Source organism: Noviherbaspirillum sp., from assembly GCF_035254865.1.
Lineage (GTDB): Bacteria > Pseudomonadota > Gammaproteobacteria > Burkholderiales > Burkholderiaceae_D > Noviherbaspirillum.
Genome location: NZ_DATFAF010000018.1, coordinates 101,045 through 120,030 on the forward strand (window position 1 = coordinate 101,045; position 18,986 = coordinate 120,030).

The following is an 18,986-nucleotide window of genomic DNA, read 5'->3' on the forward strand; positions in this document are numbered from 1 at the left end:
TGTTTGAGGTGGCTCAGTAAGAATATTGGCGCTTCTGCTCTATTTCCTGGGCTTTGGCTTGCCGGAAGGTTGTGGTGGCAGGGGAAATGCTCAAGCACGCTGAGTCCTTCCATTTCTGCAAAAATGTAGTAAAATTTCAAAAAAATTGCGAAAGGCTGATCATGTCTCTTCATCCCGTCCTGAACACCGTCACCGCGCGCATCACGCAACGCTGCCGGCCCTATCGTTCCGCGTATCTCGCGCGTATCGAGGCTGCCCGGCTGAAGGGCGTGCAGCGCAGCGCCTTGTCCTGCACGAACTTGGCGCATGCCTTTGCCGCCTTTCCTGCCAACGACAAGCTGAAACTCAAGCAGCAGCATGCGCCATCCATCGCAATCGTCTCGGCATACAACGACATGTTGTCGGCGCATCAGCCGTTCGAGCGTTTTCCGGATGTGATCAGGGAAGCGGCGCGTTCGGTCGGCGCTGTGGCCCAGTTTGCCGGTGGCACGCCTGCCATGTGCGACGGCGTCACACAGGGGCAGCCGGGCATGGAGTTGTCCCTGTTCTCACGCGATGCGATCGCAATGGCGACGGCGATTGCCTTGTCGCACAATACCTTCGACGCGGCGCTTTTTCTCGGCATATGCGACAAGATCGTGCCGGGGTTGCTGATCGGCGCACTGCACTTCGGCCACTTGCCGGCGGTGTTCGTTCCGGGTGGGCCGATGACTACCGGTCTGGCGAACTCGGAGAAGGCCAAAATTCGCCAGTTATACGCGCAAGGCAAGATTGGACGTGACGAACTGCTGGAATCGGAAGCGCAGTCCTATCATGGTCCCGGCACCTGCACGTTTTACGGCACCGCCAACAGCAATCAGATGCTGATGGAAGTGATGGGCCTGCATCTGCCGGGAGCCGCTTTCATTACGCCGAATACGCCCCTGCGCGATGCGCTGACTGCGGCGGCTACTCGCCGGGCAGCGGAAATCAGTGACCAAGGCAAGGACTATATTCCCGTGGGCCGCGTGGTGGATGAGAAATCCATCGTCAATGCCATCGTGGCGCTGCTCGCCACCGGCGGCTCAACCAACCATACACTGCACCTGATTGCAATCGCCAAGGCGGCGGGCATCGTGATCGACTGGAACGATTTCGACGAATTGTCCGGTGTCGTGCCGCTGCTGGCGCGCATCTATCCCAATGGCGATGCCGATGTAAACCATTTTCACGCAGCGGGCAGCACTGGTTTCGTAATCCGTGAATTGCTCGATGCCGGCTTGCTGCACGAGGATGTGACGACGGTCCTGGGCAAAGGACTGCGCGCCCATTGCGTGGAACCGTTCCTGCAAGGCGAGTCGGTCGTCTGGCGGCCTGCGCCGCCGGCCAGCGGCGATCTGGCAGTGCTGCGGCCGGCAGCGGAACCGTTTTCGGCGGATGGCGGACTGCGTCTTCTCTCGGGCAATCTCGGACGGGCTGTCATCAAGGTGTCCGCGGTCAAGCCGCAGCATCGCGCGGTCGAGGCGCCGGCGCTGGTGTTCAATTCGCAGGAAGAATTCATGCTTGCCTACAAGGCAGGCAAGCTGGATCGGGATTTCGTCGCCGTCGTGCGCTACCAGGGGCCGCGCGCGAACGGCATGCCGGAGCTGCATGCCTTGACGCCGGCGCTGGGCAGTTTGCAGGATGCCGGAAGACATGTTGCGCTGGTCACTGACGGGCGCATGTCGGGCGCCTCAGGCAAAGTGCCGGCGGCCATCCACGTCTCGCCGGAAGTGCTGAGCGGTGGACCGCTCGGTCGCGTTCGCGACGGCGACCTGATCCGCCTTGATGCCGATGCCGGCGTGCTGCAGGCCTTGGTGGCCGACGCTGAATGGGATGCGCGCAGCAACGAGGAAGCCGAATTGTCCGCCAACCATGTTGGCATGGGGCGCGAACTGTTTGCGATGTTCCGCGCATCTGTCAGTGCTGCCGAGGAGGGGGCTGCTACCTTCGGCTTGCCGCCTCCGCTGCACATGCCGGAAGAGCAGGACAACCAGCTTGCGGTGCCCGAAGATCAATCCTTCTCCGATGAAGATTCCCTGATTAAAGTGAATAAATAAATCATGACACTGCTCGACATAATGCGTGCCTCGCCGGTCATTCCGGTCATTGCCATCGATAACATCGATCACGCCGTACCCTTGGCGCAAGCGCTGGTTGCAGGCGGAATCCGCGTACTGGAAGTGACGCTCCGCACGGCGCACGGATTGCCGGCCATCCGCGCGATGGCGGAGCAGGTGCCCGATGCGATTGTCGGCGTCGGCACTCTGACGCAGCCGGATGAATTCGCAGCTGCGAGGGATGCTGGCGCGGTGTTCGGCGTATCTCCGGGGCTGACAACCAGCCTGATCAGCGCGGCGAAAGCGAGCGGGCTGCCTCTGCTGCCGGGCGTGATGTCGCCCTCCGAGGTGATGGCGGCGCGCGAAGCCGGTTTCCGTCAATTGAAACTGTTTCCCGCCGTGCCGGCCGGTGGCATCGGCATGCTCAACGCGATCGCCGGTCCGCTGCCGGATGTGACTTTCTGTCCTACGGGCGGCATCTCGCAGGAGACGGCTTCGCAATTTCTTGCATGCAAGAACGTCGCGTGCGTCGGCGGATCATGGCTGACGCCAAAGGAGGCGATGCAGGAAGGGGATTGGGCACGGATCACAGAATTGGCGCGGGCAGCGAGCCGCCTGCGCACCTGAACCCTGCAATGCCGGCGTCAAACGCGAACGGTTGATGTGTCGGCGTGTACGACCACGCAATTGCGTCCTGAACGTTTGGCCTGATAGAGCGCGCGGTCGGCTCCGCGCACGAGGCTGCTGGTCTTGGCGAGATGTTCGGGCGTCAGGGTACTGACACCGAGGCTGACCGTCACGTATTCCGCGACACCGGAAAAGGCATGCGCCAGCGCAAGCGATTCCACTTCCGCGCGCATCGCTTCCGCCACCTGCAAGGCGCCGTCTTCGTTGGTATTGGGAAGAATCACGGCGAACTCTTCACCACCATAGCGGGCAACCAGGTCGTTGGCGCGATTGAGGACGCGGTCCAGCGATGCTGCGATCTGTACCAGGCATTCATCGCCGCGCTGATGTCCGTAATTGTCGTTGTAGTTCTTGAAGTAATCGACGTCGATCATGATCAGCGAAAGCGGTGAGGCATTGCGTTTCGCGTTCCTGAATTCATGTTCCAGGTGCAGATCGAAGCGGCGGCGATTGGCAATGCCCGTCAATCCGTCGACCAGGGACTGCGACTGCAATTCGACGGCTTGCTCACGCAACTTCCTTTCGCGCGATACCGCCATGCTGACATCCGTGATCTGCACCAGGCAATGGCGCGGCAGGGTTTCAACATGCAGCGGCATGACATGCACAGCCTGCTGCATGCGTGCGCCGGCGGCGGCATCGGCTGGCGTCGAATAGAGCGGGAAGGGCGCCTTGTTCAGCGTTTGCGACAGCAGAGAGGCAAAATTGTTGCGCAAGGCCTCGGTGATGGCGACATGCGTGCGCCCATCCGTCATGTCCGGGAACACTTCCGTAAAGGCTTTCCCTATGACGCTGTCGGCCGGCATGCGCGAATGCTGTTCGACCCAGTTGTTCCACAAGACGATGCGCTGCTCGGCATCAAAAACGATGATGCCGGTGCGGACCGCCTTGAGAACTCCTTGTAGCAAGCCGAGCTGCATGATATTCCCGGCCTCAGCCGGACAGTTTTGCGAGATAAGCGTTGATGTACAGCTGCAGGTCATGCAGCGCAGGCATGTCGAGCAGGAAAGCGACGTATCCGTGGATCTGGTGCTTTTCGATATTGAAGTCGATTTTCAGCGTGAGCACGATGCCATCCCATTCCTTGCCCGACACGCTGAGAATGTCCTCGCTGGTGCCGACGTGGTACATGGGCAGCGATCCGTGCAGCTCCTTGCCGGATGCATTGGCCAGCGTTCCCATGCAGGAATTGAGGATGATGTTGCCGATTTCACTCATCGCTTCCTGTTCCATCTCGCTGAGTTCTTCGAGCGAGAGGCTTTGCCCGACCATCAGGCGCACGATTTCCAGGCTCTTTTCCTCAGGGAACATCAGGAAGGCTTCGGTCTTGAATGCGCCTTCGAAATGCTGCGTGATGGCGCAGATGCGGCGGCCCTCGTCGCTGCCCAGGGTTTTCGCCACCTCGGAGCGGCTCTGGAAGGCAATCATCGGCACTGACATCTTCACTTCTTCATTCACGATGCGGCTCATCGCCGCGGCCGCCTGGCCGACTCCAAGGTTGAAAATTTCAACCAGGGCATCGTGTTGAAGCTCAGTGAGTCGGAACATTACCGGTTTTCCAGAACAGAGATCACCTGGTCGATACGGGCTTCGGTAATCGGTTTTTCGGCAAAACCGATGCCGAGCGCTTGCGCCTTGTCGCGAGTGGCATCCTGCACATTGGCGGTCAGCAGGGTGATGCGGGCGGAGGGGCACTTGGCCTGGATTTTATCGACTGCGGCCAAGCCACCCATGCCAGGCATGTTGAGGTCCAGCAGGATCAAATCGGGCGTGACTGTTTCCAGCTTGTCAATTGCCTCCTCGCCGCTGGCCGCTTCCGCAATATTCCAGTCGGGGTGTCTCTGGAGGATGTACTGCCTGGACAGCATGCGGGAAACTTTGCTGTCGTCGACCACGAGTACGGTTGTCATCTTTATATCGCTCTTGTATCAGTTCGTGACGCAATCATTCTTTGGAGTAAGTCTACCACTCGATTGAGCGGCGACGATGCCCCGGCCGGAGAAAAAGTCTTCTTGATCGCGGGTCTCGATTAAAATAACGGCATTCTTTTTCATTGCAATGCACCATGACCCAAGACGAATTGAAACAAGCCGTTGCCCGCGCCGCAATCGAGTATGTACCTGACGGAGAGATCATCGGCGTCGGCACTGGTTCCACCGCCAATTTCTTCATTGACGAACTTGGCAAGATCAAGGGGCGCGTCAAAGGCGCGGTAGCGTCCTCCGAAGCGACGGCCGCGCGCTTGAAATCGCATGGCATCCCGGTGCTTGACCTGAACGAGGTGGACTCGATGTCGGTCTACATCGACGGCGCGGACGAAATTACCCCGCAGGGCGCCATGATCAAGGGCGGCGGCGCAGCATTGACTCGCGAAAAGATCGTGGCATCGGTCGCCAGGAAATTTGTCTGCATCGCGGATGGCTCCAAGCTGGTGGACATGCTCGGCGCCTTCCCGCTGCCGATTGAGGTGATTCCCATGGCGCAAGCCGCCGTGGCGCGCAAGCTGAAATCCTTCGGCGGCGAACCGCGCCTGCGTATGAAGGACGGCAAGCCGGTCATGACCGACAATGCCTGCATGATCATCGACCTGGTTGGACTGAAGATAGCGAATCCGGCCGAACTGGAAGCGCAGATCAACAGCATTCCCGGTGTGGTCACGGTCGGGCTGTTTGCACATCGCGGCGCGGATGTCGGCCTGCTGGGAACGGCGGAAGGCGTGAAGAAGCTCAACTTCTGAAGCATTCATCGCAAAGCAAAAAGCCCGCTCGACAATGTCTGCGGGCTTTTTTTCTGGCGACAGAGAATTATTCGCTCGGCGGCACGTAACCGGCTGCCTGATCGGCGCCGGCGCCGAAAAAGTGGTTTTCCATCTGCTGCGCCAGGTATTTTCGTGCGCGCGCATCGGCCAGGTTCAGGCGGTTCTCGTTGACCAGCATCGTCTGGTGCTTGAGCCAGCCGGCCCAGGCTTCCTTCGATACGCTTTCGTAAATCCGCTTGCCGAGTTCACCCGGATACGGCGGAAAATCGAGACCTTCGGCTTCCTTGTTCAGTTTGATGCAGTGGACCATGCGGGCCATGTTTTTCACTCCTCGTTCATTCAAATGTGCTGCCTTGTTGGAAAATGCAGCGGTGTTAAAGTTGCTTGATCAGTACCAATGATTTGCGTTGCCAGTTATACATGTGCTGCCGATCCTTCGGTAGATCGTCGACTGTCGCATGCACGAATCCGCGCTTGAGGAACCAGTGCGCGGTGCGCGTCGTCAGCACGAACATCCGGGTAAATCCGGCTGCCCGCGCGCGGTTTTCCATGTGTTTCAGGATACGCTCGCCGTCGCCCTGGCTTTGCACTTCCGGATTGACCGTCAGGCATGCCATTTCAGCCATTTTTTCCGCCGGGAAGGGATACAGCGCGGCGCAGCCGAAAATCACGCCGTCATGCTCGATCACCGAGAAATAGTCGATTTCACGTTCGATCAGTTCGCGACCGCGCTTGACCAGTGTGCCGTCGGCTTCCAGCGGCTCAATCAATTTGAGGATGCCGCCGACGTCTTCAATGGTCGCCTCGCGCAGCGTTTCGAGGTTTTCGGTGCTGACCATGGTGCCGACGCCATCGTGCGTAAAGATTTCCAGCAGTGCTGAACCGTCCATTTCGAAGGGGACGATATGCACCCGCGGCACGCCCGCGCGCGACGCTTTTGCGCAATGCTGCAGGTAGAAGGCAGTATCGGCCGGCAATTTGCCGCTTTTCAGCAAGGCGTCCGCCTGGGCGGCGGTCAATTCGCGCACGTCGCGGCCTTCCTGGTCGGTCATCAGCGGTGTTTCGGTAATAAAAATCAGCTTGTCGGCGCGCAGGGCGGACGCGGCGGAGACGGCCACATCCTCCATGGTCAGATTGAAGGCCTCGCCCGTTGGCGAGAAACCGAGCGGCGACAGCAGCACCAATCCGCCGGCACTTAATATCGGATGGATGGTCTCATAAGCGATCTTGCGCGCCACGCCGGTGAATTCCAGATCGACCCCGTCGATGACACCGATCGGGCGCGCAGTGACGAAATTGCCGGAAATGATACGAATCGCAGCATGTGCCATGGGGGTATTCGGCAAACCCTGACTGAACGCGGCTTCGATATCGAGCCTCAATTCGCCGGCCGCCTCCTTCACGCACTCCATCGCTGCCGCATCCGTGATGCGCAGGCCTTTGTGGTAGCGCGCGGTGAGGTTGCGCAGCGCGAGCTGCTCCTCGACCTGGGGACGCGAACCGTGCACGATGACGACCTTGATGCCGAGCGCATGCAATAAGGACAAATCCTGCGCCAGCACGGGAAGGGCGCCGGACACCACCAATTCGCCGGGAAAGGCGACCACGAAGGTCTTCCCGCGGAATGCGTGAATGTACGGCGCGACCGAGCGCAGCCATTGAACGAATTGAATTGGATTTTCCATGAACCGCATTATATACAGTGCGCCATGGATCGACCGCGCAAACTGATCCCGCGCACCCGTGATATTGGTTGCGCAAGGGGGCATGGCGCCGGTTCCCGCGACGATCCGTACCGCTCTGTATAATTCGCCCCGATATGTCTGCATCCGAACAAGCCCAGAAAAGCCCCGCGAAGCCCCGTCCGCAACAGGGCAAACCCGCTGCGCCCGCGGTTCGCAATCCGCTGCCTCCGATTACCTTCCCCGAGGAGTTGCCGGTCTCCGGCAAGCGTGCGCAGATCGCGGACGCCTTGCGCGCCCACCAGGTCATCATCGTTTGCGGCGAGACCGGTTCCGGCAAGACCACGCAACTGCCGAAGATCTGCCTCGAACTCGGCCGCGGGACGTCGGGCCTGATCGGCCATACTCAGCCGCGCCGCATTGCGGCGTCTTCGACCGCAAAGCGCATCGCGCAAGAGCTTGGTTCGCAACTCGGCGTCCACGTCGGCTTCAAGGTGCGCTTCACCGACACCTTGTCGAAGGGCGCGTCGATCAAGCTGATGACGGACGGTATCCTGCTGGCGGAGACGCAGACCGATCCCCTGCTCAGACAGTACGACTCCATCATTATCGACGAGGCGCATGAACGCAGCCTGAACATCGATTTCCTGCTCGGCTATCTCAAGCAGTTGCTGCCGAAGCGGCCGGACCTGAAGGTGATCATTACCTCCGCGACCATCGATGCGGATCGCTTCGCGCGACATTTCGGCAAAGGCGACAAGCCGGCGCCGGTGATCGAGGTATCGGGCCGCCTGTATCCGGTCGAAGTGCGCTACCGCCCGGTCGAGCCGAACGACAAGAGCGAAACCAAACTCTCCGCGCAGAAGGAACAGCGTGACCTGATGGATGCGGTCGTCGATGCGGTGGATGAACTCGCGCGCATCGGTTCCGGCGACGTGCTGGTGTTTCTGCCCGGCGAACGCGAAATCCGAGATGCCGCGGAAGCCTTGCGCAAGCATCATCCGCCGCACGTCGAGATCCTGCCCCTGTTCGCGCGCCTGTCGGTGCAGGAGCAGGAGAGGGTGTTCAAGATTTCGAACGCGCGTCGCATCGTTCTCGCCACCAATGTCGCGGAAACCTCGCTGACGGTACCGGGCATCCGCTATGTCGTCGATGCCGGGCTGGCGCGCGTCAAGCGCTACAGCTATCGCAACAAGGTCGAGCAATTGCAGATCGAGCCGATCGCGCAGTCCGCCGCGAACCAGCGTGCGGGCCGTTGCGGCCGCGTTGCTGCGGGCGTTTGCATCCGTTTGTATGACGAACAGGATTTCCTGCAAAGACCGAAATTCACCGATCCGGAAATCCTGCGTTCCTCGCTGGCCGCGGTCATCCTGCGCATGAAGTCCTTGCGCCTGACCGATGTCGAGTCGTTTCCCTTCATTGAACCGCCGATGGGACGCGCCGTCGCGGACGGCTACCAGCTGCTGCAGGAGCTGGGCGCGGTCGATGACAACAACCAGCTGACGCAGCTCGGCAAGCAGCTCGCGAAACTGCCGCTCGATCCGCGCGTGGGGCGGATGATCCTTGCCGCGCGCGACAATGCGGCGCTTACGGAAGTCTTGATCATCGCGTCCGCGCTATCGGTGCAGGATCCGCGCGATCGCCCGATGGAAGCACAGGATGCGGCCGACAACGCGCACAAGAAATTCGCCGATGAAAAATCCGAGTTCCTGAGCTATCTGAAAATCTGGAAGTGGTTCGAGGACGCGATCGAGCACAAGAAATCGAACAGGCAGTTGATGGACAGCTGTCGCGCCAATTTCCTGTCGCAGCTGCGCCTGCGAGAATGGCGCGACGTGCATTCGCAATTGCTGACGCTGGTGCGCGAACAGGGCTGGCGCATGAACGAATCGCCGGCCACCTATGAGCAGCTGCACACTGCGCTGCTGACTGGCTTGCTGGGCAACGTCGGCTACAAGTCGGAGGAAGAGCCGCACTATCTCGGCGCGCGCGGCATCAAGTTCTACATCTGGCCCGGATCGCATCTGGCGAAGAAAGCCGGGCGCTGGGTCATGGCGGCGGAACTGGTCGACACGACTCGATTGTATGCACGCTGCATCGCGCAGATTCAGCCGGAATGGCTGGAACGCGTCGGCGGCCACCTGCTGAAGAAATCCTATGGCGATCCGCGCTGGGAAAAACGTACCGGGCAAGTCTCGGCCTACGAGCGGGCGACGCTGTACGGCCTTGTGGTGTACAGCCAGCGTCGCATCAACTTCGGCGTGATCAACCCGGCCGAGGCGCGCGAGATTTTCATTCGCAGCGCGCTTGTCGGCGGCGAGCTGGACACGCGCGCACCCTTCCTCGCGCACAACCAGAAGCTGGTGCGCGAGATCGAAAACCTCGAACACAAGTCGCGCCGCCTCGACGTGCTGGTCGACGAGGAACTGATCGCGGCCTTTTACGACAAGCTGATTCCGCAGGAAGTGCATGACGCCTTCGAGTTCGAGAAATGGTACAAGCAGGCGACGGTCAAGAATCCGAAACTCTTGCACCTGAACCGCGACGACCTGATGCGGCACGAGGCCGCAGGCGTGACCACCGATCTGTTCCCGAAGAAAATGCCGGTGGCGGGTGTTGACATGATGCTGTCGTATCACTTCGAGCCCGGCAGTCCGCGCGACGGTGTGACACTCACCATTCCGCTGTATGCGCTCAACCAGGTGTCGGCCGAGCGCAGCGAGTGGCTGGTGCCCGGCATGCTGAAGGAAAAGGTGCACCTCTTGCTGAAGTCGCTGCCGCAAAAGCTGCGCCGACATTGCGTGCCGCTGCCGGATTATGCCGCCGGTTTTTGCGAGCGGATCGCGTTCGGCAAGGGCAGTTTGATCGATGCGGTGATCGCGGATGTGCGCGAGCAGACCGGCATTGCAGTCAAGACCACCGACTTCAAGCTGGAGACCTTGCCTGCGCATCATTTCGTGAATTTCAAGATTGTCGACGAACACGGACGACAGCTGGAGATGGGCCGCAACCTGGCAGGTTTGCAGGCTGAATTCGGCGGGCAGGCACGGGAGAGCTTTCAGCGGATCGCCGAAAAAACGGTGGTGGCGCCGGCTGCGACAACGGAAACTGGCCATGTTCGCGCAAGCGGTGTTGTAGCCTCGCCGAGTAATGGCGGCGGCACCGAACACCAGAACCTGACTGCGTGGTCCTTCGGTGAATTGCCGGAGCTATTGGAAATCCAGCAAGGCAAGCAAACACTGATCGGTTTCCCGGCGCTGGTGGACAAGGCGACGCACTGCGATCTGGAGGTGTTCGACGATCCGGCGGAGGCTGCCCGCGTGCATCGTATCGGCCTGCGCCGCCTGTTTGCGCTGCAGCTGAAAGAGCAGCTCAAATACCTGGAAAAGAACATCCCCGGTCTGCAGCAAATGGGTATGCAATTCATGTCCCTCGGTTCGCAGGAAGAGCTGCGCGACCAGATCATCCAGGCCGGGCTTGAACGTGCCTGCCTGCAGGACCCGTTGCCGAAAAATGCCGAGGAATTCAATCAGCGCAAGGATGAGGGCAAGTCACGGCTGGGTCTGCTGGTCAATGAGATCGCCCGTCTTGCCGCGCAAATCCTGGCCGAGTACTACACGCTGCCGAAGAAGCTGCAAGGCGCAAAGGCGCACGCTCAAAGCGCGGCCGACATGCAGTCGCAATTGCAGGCGCTGATCGGCAAGCGCTTCATCGCGGAGAACGATTACGGGCAGCTGTCCCATTTCCCGCGCTACCTGAAGGCCATTGGCGTGCGCCTGGAAAAACTGCGTGCCGATCCGGCGCGTGACCAGCGTTTGATGGCGGAGTGGGCGCAGGTGGCGGCGCCCTGGCAGCGGGCGCAGAAAGACAGGCAGAAGGGCACCGATCCGAAGATGACGGAATTCCGCTGGCTGCTGGAAGAGCTGCGGGTATCGCTGTTCGCCCAGGAACTGCGTACACCGATGCCGGTGTCGGCCAAGCGGCTGCAGAAGGTCTGGGAGTCGATGCAACGCTGAGAAATTGCCGTTTCTATTTTGGCGGAAATGACGGCCATCAAGAGCGGGATACGGCCTCCGGCTGAAGCCGCTATTGCCTGAGCGCAAGCGACGATCCAAGCTCCCAGTAATTCCCACCGGGATATGACGTGGCATATCTTGTGGTGCGATCAGCGCTGAATATCGGTTTCATCTGCGCCGCGACATGAAGCCGGTACACGACCCTTGATCTTATTCAATTGACAATGGCAGGCCGCCGATATAGTGGTTTTTTGTAAAACCTGATCCATCTGGAGGGGTAATGCAAGAATCAGCGGCAAGCTTTGTTGCAATGTGGGGCGGCTCGGCGCGGACGAGAGAGCGCACATGAAACACGTCATTATCGGCAACGGTCCGGCAGGCGTGATCGCCGCGGAAACGATTCGCAAGAATGCGCCGGTCGACGATATCGTGCTGATCGGCGACGAACCCGGCCCGCCCTATTCACGCATGGCCATCCCGAACTTCCTGGCCGGGAACACCAATGAGGCCGGCACCTATCTGCGCCGCGACAAGAACTATTTCGCGCGACTGCAAATCGTCCAGATATCCGGGCGCGCGGTCCATGTCAGCAGCCGTACCCGCACCGTCAAGATGGAAGACGGCAGCGTGGTCGACTTCGACAAGCTCTTGATTGCAACCGGCGCGAGGCCGCGCATGCCGCTCATTTCCGGCATCGACTCTCCCGGCGTGCATGCCTGCTGGACTCTCGATGACGCGCGCGCCATCATGGACCTGGCCGTGCCGGGTGCGCGCGTGATTCTGATCGGCGCCGGATTCGTCGGTTGCATCGTGATGGAAGCCTTGGCTGCGCGCGGCGTCGATCTGACAGTGATCGAGAAACGCGATCGCATGCTTCCCAACATGATGGGGAAGGGCGCCGGCGAGATGATCCAGCGCTGGTGCGAGAAAAAAGGCATCAAGGTGCATACGGCGACGCGGGTGGCGGGCATCATCGGCGACGGTTCGCCGCTGACGGTGCGCTTGTCGAATGGCACGCAATTGCACGCCGACCTGGTCGTGCATTCGGCCGGGACGACGCCCAATATCGAATTCCTGAGAGGCAGTGGCATCCGTTATCTGCAGGGAGTCGTGGTCGATGCATCGATGCAGACCAATGTGCCGGGCGTGTATGCCGCCGGCGATTGCGCTGAAGCGTTCGACAGCGCAAGCTGCCGCAGCATGATTTCCGGCGTTCAGCCCAATGCGGCGGATCAGGCTTATTGCGCTGCCTTGAACATGACCGGCAAGAGCGCCTTCCAGCGCGGATTGCGGCAGATCGACGTGTTCGACACGATGGGATTGATTTCCTCTTCCTTCGGTCAGTGGCAGGGCGTGCGCGGCGGGCAATGGGTGGAAATCGCGGACGAAGAGCATTTCAAATACCTGCGCCTCGAATTCAGCCAGGATGTCCTGATCGGATGCAATACCGTCGGCGTGACCGAGCATGCGAGCATCCTGCGCGGACTCATCCAGCACCATGTTCATCTCGGGGAGTGGAAAGATCTGCTGCTGCAGGATCCGACCCGCTTGAAGGACGCCTACCGCGAATGCGTGCAGCAGCAGTATGTGCATCAGGCGTCGCCATATCATGTGCCCGGGACTTCTTATCCGGGCGAGCTGCGCCAGTCGGTCTAGCAGGTTGTTGAAAGACTACTGCGCGGGGCGAGCTTGGATGCCGCGGTGCTCTGCGTACCGCTCTGTACGCGTGTGGTCCTCACACCCAAACTCGCGCCGCTCGCGACGTTTTTCAACGTCCTGCTACGGAATGTCGTTTCAACAAGATTGTCCGAATTTTTGGCCCATCCGCTGCGCCAAAGCTGATACGCCCTTCGGAATAGTGGCTCGGCGAATGTTTTCGCGTAAAATCGCGGGTCAACGCGCATAAAAGACCCTTCCGGCTTCACGCTTCGCTCGCCGGCCGCGACCTGATATGCGTCGCTCCGACCCCATATCAACCCTCCGCGAAAACAATGAGCATTAAATCCGACAAGTGGATCCGCCGCATGGCGCAGGAACACGGCATGATCGAACCGTTCGAGCCGGGCCAGGTGCGCCATGTGAATGGCCACAAGATCGTCAGCTACGGCACTTCGTCGTATGGCTACGATATTCGCTGCGCAGACGAATTCAAGATCTTCACCAACATCAACAGCACGATCGTCGATCCGAAGAATTTCGACGAGAAATCCTTCGTCGATTTCAAGGGCGACGTCTGCATCATCCCGCCGAATTCGTTTGCCCTGGCGCGCACCATGGAGTACTTCCGCATTCCGCGCACCGTCCTGACCATCTGTCTCGGCAAATCGACCTATGCGCGTTGCGGCATCATCGTCAACGTGACGCCGTTCGAACCCGAATGGGAGGGCTATGTGACACTGGAGTTTTCCAATACCACGCCGCTGCCCGCGAAGATCTATGCCGGCGAGGGTTGTGCGCAGGTTTTGTTCTTCGAAAGCGACGAGGTCTGCGAAACCTCCTACAAGGATCGTGGCGGCAAGTACCAGGGGCAGCGCGGAGTAACGTTGCCGAAGACCTGAGCACGACCGGTTCTGTCCGGTTTCGCACATGACTTCCGAAAGCGCCATCAACGAGCGCCGGCTGCGCACCCTGAGCGACCTGACGAAACGGATTTCGCTCGGGAACCGACTGGACGACTGCTTCGACCTGATCCGCGAGGCGCTGTCGCGCAATCAGCGCGACATTCCGTTTGCCGTGCTTTTCCTGGCCGATGCCGGCGGTCGTCTTGGCGAGCCGGCATTTTGCTCCGGCTTGCCCGGCGCACAAGCGATTTCCATCCCCTTGCATGCGACCGGCGGCGGCGATGAGCATCCCGTCGCGCGCGCTGTGCGCACCGCAGAGCCGCAGTTGTTCCACGCGCGCGGGATATGCGGCGAGACCGCTTCCTGCAATGGCTGCGCGGAGCGCGATCAGGCGCTCGCCTTGCCATTCCTGTTGCCGGGGCAGTCAATGCCGCGCGGAGTGCTCGTCGTCGGCATCAATCCTGACCAGCCTTTCGACACGACCTATCGCATGTTTCTCGAACTGGTGGCTGCACATATCGCGACGGCCGTGGCGCATGCCGAAGCGGTCGGCGCGGAGCGGCGCAAGGTGGCAAGCCGGACGCAAGCGCTGCAGACGGCCAGCAAGCTGCTTTCCGCTGTTTTCGACAGGGCGCCCGGCGCCATCGCGATCACTGATCTCGACGGGCGATTCGTGCGCGCCAATCCGGCCTATCAGCGTCTGGTCGGATATGCTGAAAGCGAACTGATCGGACGCTCGATGCAGGATCTGGCCGATCCCGACGATTTCACGCGCAAGGCGGCGCTGCTGGAGCAGCTATTGCGCGGCGAGCGTGCATCCTTCGAGCTGGAAATGCGCTACGTGCGCAGGGACGGCTGGGTCATCTGGGTCAATAATTTCGTGTCGGTCATCGATGATGAACAGCGTCGACCTCGCTATTTCGTCAAGATCGCGCAAGACATCACCGACCGCAAGCGCACCGAGCGTGAACTGCTCGTCTCACGCAATGAATTGCGCGCCCTGTATGACAGGCTGCAATCGGTACGCGAAACGGAGCGGGCCGCCCTTGCACGTGAAGTGCATGATCAACTGGGGCAGATCCTTTCCGCGGCAAAAATCGATATCAAGCTGCTTGAGGACGATATTCGCCGCCGCGACACGGTGCTCTCACGGCGCAAGGTCTCAACCGAACTTCGCTCCGCCCGCGGCACGCTTGACAAGGCGATCCTGCTGGTTCGGCAGATCGCAACCGAACTGCGTGCGGTGGAGGTCGAGGAGCAGGGCTTGTATGCAGCCGTTGAATGGCATGTCCGCGATTTCGAGCGGCGCACGAGGGTCACCTGCCATGTCACGCTGCCAGCAGATGTACCGGAGCCGCAAGGCGCAAGGGCGACTACACTGTTCCGGATTTTTCAGGAGGCGATGACCAATGTGCTGCGGCACGCCAATGCAGGCCAGGTCTGGATCAGTGTCATGCAACGCGGGCGCAACGTGCTGCTTCGCGTACGTGATGATGGTGCCGGCATTTCCCGTGAACGCGTACGCAGCGCGCATTCAATCGGCATCATTGGCATGCGCGAGCGCGCCGAACTGGTCGAGGGGCGTCTGCTGGTGGGGCCGCTGCGCTGCGGCGGCACCTTGGTCTCGGCCCGCATTCCCATGAGCGCCGCGAACGATACGCAGAGGGGAAATCGCACATGATACGAATCATCATCGCTGATGATCACGAACTCATTCGAGAAGGCATCAAGAAGATCATCCGATCTTCCAGGGACATGCGGGTCGTGGGCGAAGCCGGCGATGTCGACGGCTTCCTCACGCTCGCCACTCAGCATGCTCCGGACATAGCAATTCTGGACATCGGACTTCCGGGATACGACGGTCTGGAAGGGCTGGCGGAAGTGCGTCTCCGGTTTCCGGACATGCCGGTGCTTATCCTGAGCATGCATCCCGAGGAGCGCTTCGCGATCAGGGCGCTAAAGGCCGGCGCCGCGGGCTACATCACCAAGGCCATGGCGGCCGAGGAATTGATCAAGGCGATCCGCAAGGTCATGTCCGGCGGCAGCTATGTCAGTCCGCGCCTCGCGGAACTGCTGGCGCTGGAAGTGCGCGAGTCGCACGACGCGGCCCTGCATGAAAGTCTGACCGTTCGCGAACTGCAGATCGCTTCATTGATTGCTTCGGGCAAGCAGATCAAGCAGATCGCCGCCGAACTGTCGATCAGCATCAGTTCAGTCAATACCTATCGTCTTCGAATCTTCAAGAAGATGGGATTGTCCTCGAACGCGTCACTGATCCGTTATGCCGTAAAACACGGCCTCGTCGAGTAGATTCCCTTCCGCGCAATCGCGGCAAGGACGGATGGTCGCGGCCTCCGTCTCGTTCCTCTTTTTCGTCTTCGTGTCGTTAAATTTGCGACAGGATGGCGCATACATTGCGACAATTACAGTCAGCCAATGCCTGATGTTGTCGTGTAGAACTATCCACTATGATCAATTCAGTGCGGCGCGTCGGATACGCATCGTTTTTTAAATACCGGGGGAAATTTTTTTCGCGCGGGTTCGACCGAATTTGCTGCATAGGGAGCATCGTCCGACTGCAATGCATATGCATGCATATCGACGGGCAAGGTGGCCGGGTATTTCCGGAAGATGGATGTGATGATTTTGCGGAGGCCCGGTTGTATTCATCGCCCGATTTGATGCATGGGAGCTTGCGATGAAATTGATTGAATTCGAATGTCGAGGCCATCGTTTCGCAATGCCCCTTGATTGTGTGCGACGCGTCGTTCCCGGCGCGATGCCGACGCCGCTTCCCGGAGCACCCGATATCGTCCTCGGCGCACTTAACCTGGGAGGCGAAATCCTCGCGGTCATCAATTTCAACCGGCGCATCGGCGTTCCTTTTTCCGGCATTGATTCGTCGCAATTCCTGCTCGTGTCGGACCTCAGCGACTTTCCGGTCGGTTTCGTGGTCGACAAGGTGAATGGCGTCACCGAACGCGACCTGGGCGGAGCGACCGTACTGCCCGAACGGTTCGCGGCAGGGGATTTCGTCGAGGCGGTAGCCCGGCTTGACGACGGCTTGTGCGTCATCATCGATCCGGACCAATTCCTGTTCGATGAAGAGAAAAGCCTTCTTGGCGAAGCGTTGGAGAAGGTGCGGCATGAAGATCATTGAAAGCGCGGTCACGCCGCTGCTTCTCAACCAGCTTGAGGCAAGGATCGAAGCTGAGATCGGCCTGTCTTTTCCAGCGCCGAAACGGCGCGACCTGACCAACGCCATGCGTGAGATGGCGGCTTCCGCAGGTTTCGAATGCGCGAAGGATTGCATTGACTGGCTTCTTGCCGACCCATGGGATGGCGCGAAATCGAAAATGTGCGCACGTCATCTGACGGTCGGCGAGACTTATTTTTTCAGGGAACCGCGCGCGTTCGATCTGGTCTGCGATTACACAAGGGAGAAAATGGCCGAGGACGATGCGCGCCTGCGCATCTGGAGCGCCGGCTGCTGCACTGGCGAGGAGCCATACTCCATCGCCATGGCGCTCAAACAGGGCTTGCCTCAATTGGACCCGCGCCGGATTTTCATCCTGGGTACCGACCTCAACGGCATCAACCTGCAAATTGCTCGCGACGGCATATATCGTCAGTGGTCGTTTCGTGCGCCCGGCAAGCTGCCGCAGCCGCGCTGGTTCCGGGAGGAAGACGAGAACCGGCTCCGGCTCGACGCTTCGATCACGAACATGGTGCGCTTCGCGGAGCTGAACCTGACCGATCCGGGGTATCCGTCAGCGGCGACGCAGACGCAGGAAATGGACATCATCTTTTGCCGCAACGTTCTGATGTATTTCTCGAAATTGCAGGCGCGACGAGTCATCGAGCGCTTCCGGAAATGCCTGGTCGATGGCGGCTGGCTGATTGTCAGTCCGAGCGAGGCGTCTGCCGACATGTTCAGCGGATTTTCCCCCGTCTATTTTCCGGATGCGATCTACTTTCAGAAAACCGGCGCTTCCAGCCAAAGCGCGCCGGAAAAATGGGCATTGCCGACCGCGTCGTTCGCCGCCCCTCAGTTGGATTGCGCTGCGCCCGTGCATGCGGAGCCGGCATCCGCGAGCATCCGACCGCCCGCGCGCAAGAATCATCCACGAGAAGCTGCAGCCGGCGCCGCTGCCCGGGCGCGCACGCTTGCGTCCGAAGGCAAGGTCGATGCCGCCATGCATTGCCTCGACCGATCGATCAACAACAATCCGCTCAGCGTGGAGCTCCACCACGCCAAGGCCTTGATTGCGATGGAGGCGGGAGCGCAGCGCGACGCCTTGCAGAGCCTGAAGCGCGTGATTTACCTCCAGCCCGATTTCATCCTCGCGCATTACCTACTGGGTGTCCTGCAAACGGCACGCAGCAGGCCGAGGGACGCGGTCCGGCATTTTGAAACGGCCAGGGAAATGCTCAGCGGTCTGCGCAGCGACGAGGTGGTGCCGGGATCCGACGGCCTCACTGTCGCCAGCTTGCTGGATTCGGTGGGCGCGTACATCGGGAAGGGGAGCGCATGACGCACAAAGTCCCGGCACGCCGTCGCGCAGGCACGATTGACTGGGCCGGCATTCATCGTCGCCTGGAGGAAATGCGCAATGCGATAGACAACATTGGAGCAAACAATCTCCTTGATACCATGGAGCAGGAAAGAATTCTGCGCGAACGCGCCGTCGCATTGGCCAAACCCGTGTTGCCGTCGAAGGCAGACACGCTTGCCGGCGATCGCATCGATATCCTGGTCTTTCAGGTGGCTGGCGAGAAGTACGCCTTCGACGCCGCGTTTGTCGCGCAAGCCTATCCGGTGCCGCCTGTCGCAGCGGTTCCCGGTACACCGGATCACGTGGTCGGCATCGTGGCCATCGAGGGGGATGTGCTGTCGGTGATCGATCTGCGTTCTTTGCTCGAGCTCCCGCTTTCCAGTCTGACGGATCCGACCGCAATCATCGTCCTGAAGAACGACGCAATGGAATTCTGTGTGCTCGCCGAGGAGATCGCGGGAATGGAGCAGGTTTCGGAGGAGGCGCTTCAGCACGCCTTGCCGACCATGGGCAGCAAGCAAACGAATTATCTCAAGGGTGTGACCGCCGATCGTGTCGCGGTGCTGGATGCGGAACAGCTTCTGTCCGATGCGCGCCTGGTGGTCGACATGCGCTGACGACAAGACAGATAAGACAGTGGAAATTGGA

General features: G+C 60.2%; 16 protein-coding genes. 11 read left to right on the forward strand and 5 right to left on the reverse strand.

The window, feature by feature from the left end; all coding sequences use genetic code 11:
• The first annotated feature begins 161 nt into the window (after positions 1–161).
• Complete coding sequence (gene edd, locus VJ651_RS04670) at positions 162–2,078, forward strand: phosphogluconate dehydratase (RefSeq protein WP_324106311.1); 1,917 nt, start codon at positions 162–164, stop codon at positions 2,076–2,078.
• 3 nt (positions 2,079–2,081) lie between these two features.
• Positions 2,082–2,705, forward strand: a complete 624-nt coding sequence (locus VJ651_RS04675) for a bifunctional 4-hydroxy-2-oxoglutarate aldolase/2-dehydro-3-deoxy-phosphogluconate aldolase (protein ID WP_324106312.1) — start codon at positions 2,082–2,084, stop codon at positions 2,703–2,705.
• Positions 2,706–2,722: 17 nt separating this feature from the next.
• On the opposite strand, the gene VJ651_RS04680 is transcribed toward VJ651_RS04675, so the two are convergent.
• Genes VJ651_RS04680 through VJ651_RS04690 form a run of 3 tightly spaced genes read right to left on the reverse strand, consistent with a single transcriptional unit; the run spans position 2,723 to position 4,675 of the window.
• Positions 2,723–3,673 (reverse strand): diguanylate cyclase, encoded by a 951-nt coding sequence (locus VJ651_RS04680; protein WP_324106313.1) that lies wholly within the window; start codon positions 3,671–3,673, stop codon positions 2,723–2,725.
• A 25-nt stretch (positions 3,674–3,698) separates the two neighbouring features.
• Positions 3,699–4,313 carry a chemotaxis protein CheX gene (locus VJ651_RS04685; RefSeq protein ID WP_324106314.1) on the reverse strand — a complete coding sequence of 205 codons (615 nt, stop codon included), beginning with the start codon at positions 4,311–4,313 and terminating at the stop codon, positions 3,699–3,701.
• On the reverse strand, positions 4,313–4,675 hold the full coding sequence (locus VJ651_RS04690; protein WP_324106315.1) for a response regulator: 363 nt from the start codon (positions 4,673–4,675) through the stop codon (positions 4,313–4,315). Before VJ651_RS04690 ends, VJ651_RS04685 begins: the two co-directional genes overlap by 1 nt.
• A 155-nt stretch (positions 4,676–4,830) precedes the next feature.
• Here VJ651_RS04690 and rpiA point away from each other — a divergent pair, with 155 nt between their 5' ends.
• Positions 4,831–5,502 carry a ribose-5-phosphate isomerase RpiA gene (rpiA, locus tag VJ651_RS04695; RefSeq protein WP_324106316.1) on the forward strand — a complete coding sequence of 224 codons (672 nt, stop codon included), beginning with the start codon at positions 4,831–4,833 and terminating at the stop codon, positions 5,500–5,502.
• 67 nt (positions 5,503–5,569) lie between these two features.
• Here the strand turns inward: rpiA and VJ651_RS04700 are convergent, their stop codons facing one another.
• A complete protein-coding gene (locus VJ651_RS04700; protein ID WP_136415107.1) occupies positions 5,570–5,842 on the reverse strand; it encodes an oxidative damage protection protein in 273 nt (90 codons plus the stop codon).
• 55 nt (positions 5,843–5,897) lie between these two features.
• Positions 5,898–7,208, reverse strand: a complete 1,311-nt coding sequence (gene argA, locus VJ651_RS04705; protein ID WP_324106317.1) for an amino-acid N-acetyltransferase — start codon at positions 7,206–7,208, stop codon at positions 5,898–5,900.
• 134 nt (positions 7,209–7,342) lie between these two features.
• Between argA and hrpA the strand changes: the two genes are divergently transcribed.
• The 8 genes from hrpA to VJ651_RS04745 all read left to right on the forward strand — a co-directional run bounded on the left by hrpA (position 7,343) and on the right by VJ651_RS04745 (position 18,955).
• Positions 7,343–11,221 carry an ATP-dependent RNA helicase HrpA gene (gene hrpA / locus VJ651_RS04710; protein WP_324106318.1) on the forward strand — a complete coding sequence of 1,293 codons (3,879 nt, stop codon included), beginning with the start codon at positions 7,343–7,345 and terminating at the stop codon, positions 11,219–11,221.
• 345 nt (positions 11,222–11,566) lie between these two features.
• A complete protein-coding gene (locus tag VJ651_RS04715) occupies positions 11,567–12,877 on the forward strand; it encodes an NAD(P)/FAD-dependent oxidoreductase (protein WP_324106319.1) in 1,311 nt (436 codons plus the stop codon).
• A 335-nt stretch (positions 12,878–13,212) separates the two neighbouring features.
• A complete protein-coding gene (gene dcd / locus VJ651_RS04720; RefSeq protein WP_136415121.1) occupies positions 13,213–13,779 on the forward strand; it encodes a dCTP deaminase in 567 nt (188 codons plus the stop codon).
• 28 nt (positions 13,780–13,807) lie between these two features.
• Entirely contained in the window at positions 13,808–15,463 is a 1,656-nt protein-coding gene (locus VJ651_RS04725; RefSeq protein WP_324106320.1) for a PAS domain S-box protein, read from the forward strand.
• The gene (locus tag VJ651_RS04730) at positions 15,460–16,092 is read left to right on the forward strand and encodes a response regulator transcription factor (RefSeq protein WP_324106321.1); all 633 of its coding nucleotides are present in this window, start codon (positions 15,460–15,462) and stop codon (positions 16,090–16,092) included. Before VJ651_RS04725 ends, VJ651_RS04730 begins: the two co-directional genes overlap by 4 nt.
• 388 nt (positions 16,093–16,480) lie before the next feature.
• Positions 16,481–16,942, forward strand: coding sequence for a chemotaxis protein CheW (locus tag VJ651_RS04735; protein WP_324106322.1), 462 nt, complete (start codon positions 16,481–16,483; stop codon positions 16,940–16,942).
• Positions 16,929–18,317 carry a CheR family methyltransferase gene (locus VJ651_RS04740; protein WP_324106323.1) on the forward strand — a complete coding sequence of 463 codons (1,389 nt, stop codon included), beginning with the start codon at positions 16,929–16,931 and terminating at the stop codon, positions 18,315–18,317. Before VJ651_RS04735 ends, VJ651_RS04740 begins: the two co-directional genes overlap by 14 nt.
• Positions 18,314–18,955 carry a chemotaxis protein CheW gene (locus tag VJ651_RS04745; RefSeq protein ID WP_324106324.1) on the forward strand — a complete coding sequence of 214 codons (642 nt, stop codon included), beginning with the start codon at positions 18,314–18,316 and terminating at the stop codon, positions 18,953–18,955. The genes VJ651_RS04740 and VJ651_RS04745 overlap by 4 nt, the downstream gene beginning before the upstream one ends.
• Positions 18,956–18,986 lie beyond the last annotated feature (31 nt).

Excerpts from the sequence above, each read along its gene's own strand:
- VJ651_RS04675 (WP_324106312.1), top strand. The coding sequence starts at position 2,082 with ATGACACTGCTCGACATAATGCGTGCCTCGCCGGTCATTCCGGTCATT.
- VJ651_RS04690 (WP_324106315.1), bottom strand. The coding sequence starts at position 4,675 with ATGACAACCGTACTCGTGGTCGACGACAGCAAAGTTTCCCGCATGCTG.
- VJ651_RS04715 (WP_324106319.1), top strand. The coding sequence starts at position 11,567 with ATGAAACACGTCATTATCGGCAACGGTCCGGCAGGCGTGATCGCCGCG.
- rpiA (WP_324106316.1), top strand. The coding sequence starts at position 4,831 with ATGACCCAAGACGAATTGAAACAAGCCGTTGCCCGCGCCGCAATCGAG.
- VJ651_RS04685 (WP_324106314.1), bottom strand. The coding sequence starts at position 4,313 with ATGTTCCGACTCACTGAGCTTCAACACGATGCCCTGGTTGAAATTTTC.
- VJ651_RS04740 (WP_324106323.1), top strand. The coding sequence starts at position 16,929 with ATGAAGATCATTGAAAGCGCGGTCACGCCGCTGCTTCTCAACCAGCTT.
- dcd (WP_136415121.1), top strand. The coding sequence starts at position 13,213 with ATGAGCATTAAATCCGACAAGTGGATCCGCCGCATGGCGCAGGAACAC.
- VJ651_RS04735 (WP_324106322.1), top strand. The coding sequence starts at position 16,481 with ATGAAATTGATTGAATTCGAATGTCGAGGCCATCGTTTCGCAATGCCC.
- hrpA (WP_324106318.1), top strand. The coding sequence starts at position 7,343 with ATGTCTGCATCCGAACAAGCCCAGAAAAGCCCCGCGAAGCCCCGTCCG.
- VJ651_RS04700 (WP_136415107.1), bottom strand. The coding sequence starts at position 5,842 with ATGGCCCGCATGGTCCACTGCATCAAACTGAACAAGGAAGCCGAAGGT.
- edd (WP_324106311.1), top strand. The coding sequence starts at position 162 with ATGTCTCTTCATCCCGTCCTGAACACCGTCACCGCGCGCATCACGCAA.
- VJ651_RS04730 (WP_324106321.1), top strand. The coding sequence starts at position 15,460 with ATGATACGAATCATCATCGCTGATGATCACGAACTCATTCGAGAAGGC.
- VJ651_RS04725 (WP_324106320.1), top strand. The coding sequence starts at position 13,808 with ATGACTTCCGAAAGCGCCATCAACGAGCGCCGGCTGCGCACCCTGAGC.
- VJ651_RS04745 (WP_324106324.1), top strand. The coding sequence starts at position 18,314 with ATGACGCACAAAGTCCCGGCACGCCGTCGCGCAGGCACGATTGACTGG.
- argA (WP_324106317.1), bottom strand. The coding sequence starts at position 7,208 with ATGGAAAATCCAATTCAATTCGTTCAATGGCTGCGCTCGGTCGCGCCG.